Annotated in this window: 7 protein-coding genes and 1 tRNA gene; 2 read left to right on the top strand and 6 right to left on the bottom strand. The window is 71.5% G+C overall.

Annotated features, from left to right (window positions below):
• The 3 genes from BM288_RS14150 to BM288_RS14140 all read right to left on the bottom strand — a co-directional run.
• Positions 1-1,115 (bottom strand): aldehyde dehydrogenase family protein (locus BM288_RS14150; protein WP_092919893.1); only part of this gene is annotated, 1,115 nt, incomplete at its 3' end.
• Positions 1,116-1,280: 165 nt separating this feature from the next.
• Positions 1,281-3,506: an MMPL family transporter gene (locus tag BM288_RS14145; protein WP_092919891.1), complete on the bottom strand. Its 2,226-nt coding sequence runs from the start codon at positions 3,504-3,506 to the stop codon at positions 1,281-1,283.
• Positions 3,507-3,648: 142 nt separating this feature from the next.
• Positions 3,649-4,221 carry an isochorismatase family protein gene (locus tag BM288_RS14140; RefSeq protein ID WP_092919889.1) on the bottom strand — a complete coding sequence of 191 codons (573 nt, stop codon included), beginning with the start codon at positions 4,219-4,221 and terminating at the stop codon, positions 3,649-3,651.
• Between the two features lie 94 nt (positions 4,222-4,315).
• Between BM288_RS14140 and BM288_RS14135 the strand changes: the two genes are divergently transcribed.
• Positions 4,316-5,638 (top strand): type I glutamate--ammonia ligase, encoded by a 1,323-nt coding sequence (locus BM288_RS14135; RefSeq protein WP_092919887.1) that lies wholly within the window; start codon positions 4,316-4,318, stop codon positions 5,636-5,638.
• 25 nt (positions 5,639-5,663) lie between these two features.
• Here BM288_RS14135 and BM288_RS14130 read toward each other — a convergent pair whose 3' ends face one another.
• Positions 5,664-6,335, bottom strand: coding sequence for a GNAT family N-acetyltransferase (locus tag BM288_RS14130; RefSeq protein ID WP_092919885.1), 672 nt, complete (start codon positions 6,333-6,335; stop codon positions 5,664-5,666).
• Positions 6,336-6,395: 60 nt separating this feature from the next.
• Positions 6,396-6,471, bottom strand: a tRNA-Thr gene (locus BM288_RS14125).
• A 139-nt stretch (positions 6,472-6,610) separates the two neighbouring features.
• On the opposite strand from BM288_RS14125, the gene BM288_RS14120 reads away from it, so the two are divergent.
• Positions 6,611-9,025: a phosphoketolase family protein gene (locus tag BM288_RS14120; RefSeq protein ID WP_092919883.1), complete on the top strand. Its 2,415-nt coding sequence runs from the start codon at positions 6,611-6,613 to the stop codon at positions 9,023-9,025.
• A gap of 41 nt (positions 9,026-9,066) precedes the next feature.
• Here the strand turns inward: BM288_RS14120 and BM288_RS14115 are convergent.
• The coding region (locus BM288_RS14115; RefSeq protein WP_143103120.1) for an HNH endonuclease signature motif containing protein at positions 9,067-9,863 on the bottom strand (797 nt) is incomplete at its 5' end.

Genomic DNA, 9,863 nt, shown 5'->3' with positions numbered 1-9,863 from the left:
AAGAAGGAGCCGGGGCCGTCGATCGCCTTGCCTCCGGCGACGAGCGTCGCGCCGTCGGCGACGGCCGCGTCCACCAGGCGCACGGCGTTGTCGACCGCCTTGTCCTCGACCAGCGGGCCGATGGTCACGCCGTCCTCGGTGCCGCGGCCGACCTTCATCGCCTTCACCGCGTCGCCGATCCGCTGCGCGAACTCGTCGGCGATCGACTCGTGCACGATGAAGCGGTTCGCGGCCGTGCAGGCCTGGCCGATGTTGCGGAACTTCGCCAGCAGCGCGCCCTCGACGGCCTTGTCCAGGTCGGCGTCCTCGAACACCACGAACGGCGCGTTGCCACCGAGCTCCATCGACGCCTTCAGCACGTTGTCGGCGGCCTGCTTCAGCAGCTGCACCCCCACGGGCGTCGAGCCGGTGAACGAGACCTTGCGCAGGCGCGGGTCGGCCAGCAGCTTCTCCGAGAGCGCACCGGTCGACTTCGTCGTGATGACGTTGACGACGCCCTTGGGCAGCCCGGCCTCCTCGAGCAGCGCGACGAGCGCGAGCGTCGTCAGCGGCGTGAGCGTGGCGGGCTTGACGACCGCGGTGCAGCCCGCGGCGAGCGCGGGGCCGAGCTTGCGAGTGGCCATCGCGAGCGGGAAGTTCCACGGGGTGATCAGGAAGCACGGCCCCACCGGGCGGTGCGTGACGATCATCTGGCCGGTGCCCTCCGGGGTCATCGTGTAGCGGCCGTCGATGCGCACGGCCTCCTCGGCGAACCAGCGCAGGAACTCGCCGCCGTAGGCGACCTCGCCGCGCGCCTCCGCGAGCGGCTTGCCCATCTCCACCGTCATCAGGAGCGCGAACTCCTCCTTGCGCTCCTGCAGCAGGTCGAAGGCCTTCCGCAGGATCTCGCCGCGCACGCGGGCGGGCGTGCGACCCCAGGCCTCCTGCGCGTCGACCGCCGCGTCGAGCGCGCGCACGCCGTCCTCGACCGAGCCGTTGGCGATCTGCTTGATGACCTCGCCGGTGGCGGGGTCGCGGACATCGATGGTGCCCTGCTCTCCGTCGACCCACTCGCCGCCGATGAACAGCTTGCCGTGCACGCTCTCGAGCACCTGCGCCTCGGTGGTCGCACTCATGAAGACTCCTTCGTTGGGGTGGTCACATCGTATACGAAACGGTCCCCACGGGACCGGACGCTCGGAAGGATCAGTCCTCTCACGGTAGTCGTCGGTACGTGCCACACGCGCACGAGGGGGCAGAGGCATCCGCCCCTGCTCCTCGTCGCGACGAGCGCCGTTTGCTCAGCGGCGCGGCTTCGACGCGGCGAACTCGTCCTCGACCGCTGCTGCGCTCTCCCCCGCCTCGCTCCGCCACCGCGAGGTGCGCGGCTCCCGCGCCAGCTTCGACGGCCACCAGGTCTTCGGCCCGAGGTCGATCGCGAACGCCGGCACGAGCAGCGAGCGCACGAGGGTCGTGTCGATCAGCACGCCGAGGGCGACGATGATCGCGAGCTGCAGCAGGAACAGCACCGGGATGACGCCGAGGGCCGCGAACGTGACGGCCAGCACGACACCCGCCGAGGTGATGACGCCACCGGTCACCCGCAGGCCCCGCAGCACACCCTCTCGGTGGCCGCGCTCCTTCACCTCCTCGCGCACGCGCGTCATGAGGAAGATGTTGTAGTCGACACCCAGCGCCACCAGGAACACGAACGAGAACAGCGGCACCGAGGGGTCCATCTGCGGGATCCCCAGCCAGGTGAGGATGACCGCACCGACGCCGAGCGCCGTGGCGTACGACAGCACGGTCGTGACCAGCAGCAGCGCCGCGGCGACGATCGAGCGCAGCAGCACCATCAGGATGAGCGAGATCACCAGGAGCACGATCGGGATGATCAGCGCACGGTCGCGGAGGGATGCGTCGTTCGTGTCGATCGCGGTCGCGGTCGTGCCGCCGACGGCCGCTTCGGGCGACACGGCGGCGACGGCCTCACGCATCTCGCGCACGACCTGCTGCGCCTCCTGCGAGTCGGGGGCGTCGACGAGCGTGGCCTGCACGAGCACCCGGCCGTCGACGACGGTCGGCGCAGCGCCGGCGAAGGGCGAGGCAGGGTCGACCGGCAGCGGGATGGATCCCGCGGGCGAATCCTCACTGACGACCGCGACGCCCTCGACGCCCTCGAGCTCGACCAGCGCATCCGCCACCTCGTCCTGATCGGCCTCGGGCACGAGGATCTGAGTGGGCGCGCCGGAGCCGCCCGGGTAGTGCTCCGAGAGGAGCGCCTGCCCGTCGCGGGCCTCCGACTCGCCCACGACGAAGTCGCTCGAGGGCACGCCCTCGGCCTGTAGCTGCACGATGCCGACGGCACCGATGCCGAGCAGCAGCGCACTGGCGATCCAGACGGTGCGCGCGCGGCGGTCGACCAGGCGCGAGACCGAGCCCCAGAGTCCCTTGCCGTCGGGCTTCACGCGCGGGCGCTCCGGCGTCGGCGCGATTGGCCAGAACGCGACGCGCCCGAATGCCAGCAGCAGCGCGGGCAGCAGCGTGAGGCCGGCGAGCACCGAGGTGACGATGCCGATCGCGGCCACCGGGCCGAGCTGCTGGTTGGAGACCAGGTCGCTCAGCAGCAGGCACAGCAGGCCCGCGATCACGGTGCCGCCGGCTGCGAGGATCGGCTCGAAGGAGCCCTTGAGCGCGCGCAGCGTCGCCTCCCAGCGCGACTGCGTCTCGCCCAGCGCCTCCCGGAAGCGAGCCGTGTACAGGAGGCCGTAGTCGGTGGCCGCACCGACGACCAGGATGAAGAGGATGCCTTGCGTCTGCCCGCTGAGCGTCAGGATCTCGGCCTTCGCGAGCTGGAAGACGACCAGGATCGCCAGGCACAGCGCCGCAACAGAGGTGAACAGCACCAGCAGCGGCAGCAGCGGCGAGCGGTAGACGATGATCAGGATCACCAGCACCGCCGAGAGCGCCACGAGCAGCAGGATCCCGTCGATGCCCGCGAAGGCGTCGACGATGTCGGCGGTGAAGCCGGCCGGGCCGGTGACCGCGGCCTGCAGGCTCGCGTCGAGACCCGCATCCGCAACGGCCTCGCGAAGCGCTTCGACGTGCTCGACCAGGCTCTCCGAGGAGCCGGAGCTGTCGAGCAGCACGACGATCTGGCCGGCCTGGCCGTCTTCGCTGGGCACGAGCGGCGAGGCCTCCACGACGCCTTCGAGGTCGACGATCGACTGCTGCAGCGCCTCGAGGGACTCGAGGGCGGATGCGTCGAGGTCGTCGGCGCCGGCGACCACGACGATCGCAGGCACCTCGTCTGCACCGAGGAACTCGGGCAGGGCGTCCTGCACCGTGGTGGCGTCGGAGGTGGCGGGCAGGAAGCTCGTCTGGTCGTTGGAGACGACCGTGGAGAGCTGTCCGAAGGTGGGGCCGCCGAGGCCGGCGGCGGCGAGCCAGCCGAGGATCAGGACGACGGGCAGGGCGACGCGGAGCCAGGTGGGAACTCCGTGGCGGGAGCGATTGCGCGATGACACTTAGCCAGCCTATCTGTTAGTTGGACTACATAAAAGCCACACCCGCTCGCGGTCGTGCGGAATGCAGACACGCTACATGTAGTGATTCTACACTTGCCATGGCCAGGCGGTCGCCCCGACCTCCACGCCGGCGTCGCGCCGGTCAGGCGGTCGCCACGACCTCCACACCGGCGTCGCGCAGCGCGTCGAGCGCCGCGGCGCGAGTCTCCGGTGACACCGCGCTCGTGAGCCCGTCGATCACGCGCACCTTCAAGCCAGCGAGCGCCGCATCCAGGGCGGACGCCTTGACGCAGTAGTCGGTCGCGATGCCGACCACGTCGAGCTCGTCGATGTCCTGCTCCTCCAGCACTTCGGCCAGCGTCTCGCCGTCGTCGGTCGTCCCTTCGAAGGCCGAGTAGGCGGGCTCACCCTGCCCCTTCTTGATGTGCACGTCGATCGCGAGCGGATCGAGCGCAGCGTGGTACTCGGCGCCCTCGGTGCCGGCGACGCAGTGCACCGGCCAGGTGCCGACGAAGTCGGGCACGCCGGTGGCGAAGTGGCCGCCGTTGTCGCCCACGGCATCGTGCCAGTCGCGGCTCGCCGCCACGAGTGCGTAGGAGTGGCTGCGCAGATGTTCGGTGATGGCGGCTGCTGCGGCCGCACCGCCATCGGTGCCGAGCGCGCCGCCCTCGGTGAAGTCGTTCTGCACGTCGACGATCAGGATGCCTCGGCTCATGCGCCCAGGGTACGCGGCGGTCACGGCCGGCGAACTGCGTGCGATGCCGTGGTCGGCGCTGGTGCGACCTCCGAGCCGGGTGCACCATTGGGCCATGACGGAAGCGCTCGCAGCACGGCTGCGCGACGCCGGAGCAGCGATGCTGGTAGGCACCATCTGGAACCCGGCGGGGCTCATCCTCGCCAAGACGGTGCCAGTCGCTCGCGCCGAAGCGTTCGTCACCGGGCTCGGCGCATCCCCCACCTGGAACGCCTTCGCGAGCGATCGCGGCACCGCGTTCACCGCAGCGATGGGCACGATCGGCGACCACCGGCTGCGCCTCGACCCGGATGCGGTGCGCATCTTCGCGGACGGGCTCGCCTGGGGACCGGCCACCATGGTGACGCAGGCCGGCGAGCCGCTCGGCGAGTGCACGCGCTCGGCGCTGCGGCGGGCGGAGGACCGGCTCGCGAGCGCCGGCATCACGGCACTCGTCGGTCATGAGCTGGAGTTCACGCTCTTCGATGCCGACGGCTCGCCGCTCCCGCCGGACACCTGGGCGCCGTACTCGCTCGCGGGCGTGGTGCGCTTCGAGGCGTTCGTGCGCGAGGTCTACACCCGCGCCGCCGAAGTCGATCTGGCGCTCGAACACGTGCACGCCGAGTTCGGTCCGCACCAGCTCGAGTGCTCGCTCGCCCCGCGGACCCCGGTCGCCGCTGCCGACGACCTCGTGCTCGCGCGCCTCATCATCGGGCGCGCGGCGCGCGCGACCGGGCTCATCGCTTCCTTCTCACCGAAGCCGCTCACGGACTCGGTGGGCAACGGCGCCCACCAGCACGTCTCGCTCGCCCGCGACGGGGCGCCCCTGCTCTCCGGCGGCGACGGGCCGCACGGGCTGACCCGCGATGGCGGCGCCGCGATCGCCGGCATCGTGGGAGCGCTGCACGAGATCCAAGCGGCGCTCGCCGGATCGATCCTGTCGTGCGCGCGACTGCTGCCCGGCACCTGGGCCGGCGCGTTTGCGGCATGGGGACTCGAGAACCGCGAGGTCGCCGTGCGGCTGATCGCCGGCGACGCTGCGGCGGCGAACCTGGAGGTGAAGGTCATCGACCCGTCGACGAGCGGCTACCTGGCCAGCGCGGCCATGCTGGGCGCCGCGCTCCGTGGCGTCGAAGATGCGCTGCCGATGCCCACGGAGGCCGCCGGCGATCCCGGTGACCTCAGCGCCGCCGCGCGCGAGGCCGCGGGCATCGTCGCGCTCGCGACTGTGCACATGGAGGCGATCACCGCGCTCGAGGGCAGCGAGCTCGCACGGCGCATCCTCGGCTCGCCGCTCGTGGACGCCGTCGTCGCGGTGCGCAGGCACGAGCACCAGCACCACGGCGACGCGTCGCAGGAGCAGCTCATCGATCGCTTCCGGTTCGCATGGTCCGTGTGACGAGCCGCTTCCGGCACCTCCACGGTCAGGGCGCCTGGGGCGTGACGGCGCCGGGGTGGACCATCGTGAGCTGGTGCATGCGCCTGCCCCCGACCCGGCCCGGGAGCGGAGGCCGCGCGCCGTGCGCGCGGAACCCCATCCGCTCGAAGAAGCGCACCGCTCGGGTGTTCTCGGCCACCGTCTGCAGGAAGCAGCCGGGCACGCCGGCGGCGTCGAGGTGCGCGAGCCAGCCCCGCATGAGCTCATCGGCGGCGCCTGTGCCGCGCGCCTCTGGGGCGACGTCGATGTGCAGGTGGGCCGGCCAGCGAGGGTCGATGAGCTCCGCGAGATCGGCCGACTCCCCTCGCAGCCGCGCGGTGATCGTCGCGAGCCGGCCGCGCAGTGCGAAGACGACGAAGCGCGGCCGGAGCCAGAGGCGGTGCCTCCGGATCGCCTGCACCAGTCGCTCCTCCTCGTTCGGGAAGGAGGCGGTGTCGAGGCTGCCTGCGAGGTAGCCGACGAGCCGCCCGCCCAGCTCAGCGACGAGCACCGATCCCGGCTCGCGATCCAGGTAGTCGGTGAGGTAGATGTCGCGCACCGAGGGCACGTGCCCCCACAGTGCCCCGCCGGGCGCGCCCTCGCCGGCGCGGGCGAACAGTGCCAGCAGCGCTTCCCGGTCCTGCTCGGCGAACGGGCGGATGACGGCCGTCGCGCTCATGCCCGCAGGCTATCGGGCTCGGACACGACGAAGGCCCCGCTGGAACGGGGCCGATCGTGCTGGTGCCGCCTGGGAGAATCGAACTCCCGACCTATTCATTACGAGTGAATCGCTCTGCCGACTGAGCTAAGGCGGCGTGCCTGGGCACGATCAACAATCATAGCGCATCGACTGCGAGCGCCTCGACGTCACCGCGCTCCCGACGAGCCTGCTTTCGGCCGGTCAGGACGCATCCGCCCTTGACGGCTTCCACCGCCTCCAACAGGCTCGGAGGCATGACCGAGACCGCATGGCAGCGCCGGACAGCACCGGCGAGCACGACCGAGCTCGAGCACGTCGACGCCTGGTGGCGAGCGGCGAACTACCTGAGCATCGGCCAGATCTACCTGCAGCAGAACCCGCTGCTGCGCGAGCCGCTGGAGGCGGAGCACATCAAGCGGCGCCTGCTCGGCCACTGGGGCACGACACCGGGGCTGAACTTCGTCTACGGGCATCTGAACCGCGCCATCCGCGACCGTGCGCAGCGAACGCTGTTCGTCATGGGTCCGGGCCACGGCGGGCCGAGCGGCGTCGCGTGCGCGTGGCTCGAGGGCACCTACACCGAGCGCTTCCCCGACATCGGGCAAGACGAGCAGGGGATGCAGCGGCTGTTCCGGCAGTTCTCCTTCCCCGGCGGCATCCCCAGCCACGCCGCACCGGAGACGCCCGGCTCGATCAACGAGGGCGGCGAGCTCGGCTACTCGCTCGCGCACGCGTACGGCGCCGCGCTCGACGACCCCGAGCTGCTGGTCGCGTGCGTGATCGGCGACGGTGAGGCGGAGACCGGGCCGCTCGCCGGCTCCTGGCACGCGAACAAGCTGCTCAACCCCGCCGCCGACGGCGTGGTGCTGCCGATCCTGCATCTCAACGGCTGGAAGATCGCGAACCCGACGCTGCTCGCGCGCATCCCCGAGGCAGAGCTCGTCGCGCTCGTGCGCGGCTACGGGCACGAGCCGATCGTCGTCTCGGTGGGCGCCGACGACGAGGACCCGATGGTCTCGCACGCCCGGTTCGCCGAGGCGCTGGACGACGCGCTCGACCGCATCGCGCAGATCAAGTCGGATGCGGCGGCCGGCGCACTCGAGCAGCGGCCCGCCTGGCCGATGATCGTGCTGCGCAGCCCGAAGGGCTGGACCTGCCCCGATGAGGTGGACGGCAAGGCCATCGAGGGCACCTGGCGCGCGCATCAGGTGCCGCTCGCGGAGGTGCGCGAGAACGACGAGCACCGGCGACTGCTCGAGGAGTGGCTGCGCAGCTACCGCCCGGAGGAGCTCTTCGACGAGCGGGGCGCCCCACGTCCGAACGTGCTCGGCGCCGCACCGGCGGGCGAGCTGCGCATGAGCGCGGCTCCGGTCGCCAACGGCGGGGAGCTGCGGCGTGCGCTGGCACTGGCCGACTTCCGCGCCGACGCGCAGCAGGTCGATCCGTCCGAGCGCGGCGCGCACAGCACGGGCTCGACCGCCGTGCTGGGCGAGTGGCTGGCGTCCGTGCTGCGCGACAATCCCGACACGTTCCGCATCTTCGGGCCCGACGAGACCGCATCCAACCGCCTCGCGCCGGCCGTCTACGAGGCGACCGACAAGCAGTGGAACGCCGAGACGCTACCGGTCGACGAGCACCTGGCGCCGACCGGCCGCGTCATCGAGGTGCTGAGCGAGCACCTGTGCCAGGGCCTGCTCGAGGGCTACCTGCTCACTGGGCGCCACGGGCTGTTCAACACCTACGAGGCCTTCGTGCACATCGTCGACTCGATGTTCAATCAGCACGCGAAGTGGCTCGAGTCCGCACGCAAGATCGAGTGGCGCGCGCCGGTCGCGAGCCTCAACTACCTGCTCTCGAGCCACGTCTGGCGTCAGGACCACAACGGCTTCAGCCACCAGGATCCGGGCTTCATCGACGTCGCGCTGAACAAGAGCGCCGACGTGGTGCGCGTCTATCTGCCCTTCGACGCGAACACGCTGCTGTCGACCGCCGACCACTGCCTCCGCTCGACCGGGTACGTCAACGTGATCGTCGCGGGCAAGCAGCCGCAGCCGCAGTGGCTGACGATGGAGGAGGCGATCGAGCACTGCACGCGCGGGCTCGGCATCCTGCCGTGGGCGGGCACCGAGACCGAAGATCGGCCGGCGGATGCGGTGCTGGCGGCAGCAGGGGACGTGCCGACGCTCGAGATGCTCGCGGCCGCATCGCTGCTGCGCGAAGCGATCCCGGAGCTCTCGCTGCGGGTCGTGAACGTCGTCGACCTCGCTCGCCTGCAGCAGGAGCACCAGCACCCGCACGGGCTGCCGGATGCCGAGTACGACCGCATCTTCACGCTCGACAAGCCGGTGATCTTCGCCTATCACGGCTACCCCTGGCTCATCCACCGACTCACGTACAAGCGTGCCGGCCACGAGCAGTTGCACGTGCACGGCTTCCTCGAGCGCGGCACGACGACGACTCCGTTCGACATGGTCATGCTCAACGAGCTCGACCGCTACACGCTCGCGATCGACGTCATCGACAGGGCAGGGCTCGCCGAGTCGCACGGTGCGGCGCGACGCTCGTTCATCGACGCGCGCGATCGCGCGAAGGCGTACACGCGCGAGCACGGCGCCGACATCCCGGAGGTCGCCGACTGGGTGTGGCCGGGAGCCGCAAGCGGCAGCTGAAGGAGTGCGTGAGCGCGCCCGGCGCGGCGGGCTCGCGTCGCTCAGGTGCGCATCACGATGTGCGGCGGCGGATGCAGATCGACTGCGGCGGCGCGCGCAGCTCGTCCGAACTGGTGATCCAGCAGAGCGCGGAGGCGGGGCTCGACACCACGCGCCCGTTCGCGCGATCGGCGGTGCGGCCGGCGGGTCGCCCGAGGCCGCTCTGCGACGGGAGGCCGGGTCGCCGCTGTGGCGGCTGGGATTCGCACCGCGAGAGCAGGTGGCGCGGCGGCTGCAAGACTGCCGGTGCTGTCGCTGCCGGCGCCGGTGCCGGTGGTGCCGGTGGTGGCTCCACTGACGGTGGTGCCGGTGATGCCGGTGATCCCGATCGACGCGATCGCCGCGCGTGCGCTCTCGCTCACGACGGGCTCGCGTGGTGCGCCCAGGCGGCTGGTGCGTGCGTAGCGGTCTGCGGGGCGCAGCTGGGGGATGATGCGCCAGGTGCCGGGTTCTGGGCCTGCGGCTTCGATGCGGAGGCGGCCGGCGTGGATCTCGTGGTGGTGGTAGACGCAGACGAGAATGCCCCAGTCGATGTCCGTCGGGCCGCCGTCGTCCCAGGGGTTGATGTGGTGCGCCTCGCACCAGGACGCGGGCATGCCGCAGCCGGGCACCCGGCAGCCCTTGTCGCGGGCGGCCAGCGCGCGCCGCTGGGCGCGGTTGAACAGCCGCTCGGTGCGGCCCAGGTTGAGCACCTGGTCGACGCCGTTGACGACTGCGTGGTGGATGGTCGAGTCGCACGCGAGCCGCCCGACGGTCTCGATTGGCACGAGCGCGCCCGTATGCTCGATCGTCAGGGTCC

Source organism: Agrococcus baldri (assembly GCA_900114805.1).
GTDB classification, from domain to species: Bacteria; Actinomycetota; Actinomycetes; order Actinomycetales; family Microbacteriaceae; genus Agrococcus; species Agrococcus baldri.
Note: the sequence above shows the minus strand (reverse complement) of the source record. Positions and strands in the feature narration are given on the sequence as shown.

What these genes read in the sequence shown, in the direction of transcription:
- BM288_RS14140 (WP_092919889.1), bottom strand. Translation starts at nt 4,221, where the DNA reads ATGAGCCGAGGCATCCTGATCGTCGACGTGCAGAACGACTTCACCGAG.
- BM288_RS14130 (WP_092919885.1), bottom strand. Translation starts at nt 6,335, where the DNA reads ATGAGCGCGACGGCCGTCATCCGCCCGTTCGCCGAGCAGGACCGGGAA.
- BM288_RS14120 (WP_092919883.1), top strand. Translation starts at nt 6,611, where the DNA reads ATGACCGAGACCGCATGGCAGCGCCGGACAGCACCGGCGAGCACGACC.
- BM288_RS14135 (WP_092919887.1), top strand. Translation starts at nt 4,316, where the DNA reads ATGACGGAAGCGCTCGCAGCACGGCTGCGCGACGCCGGAGCAGCGATG.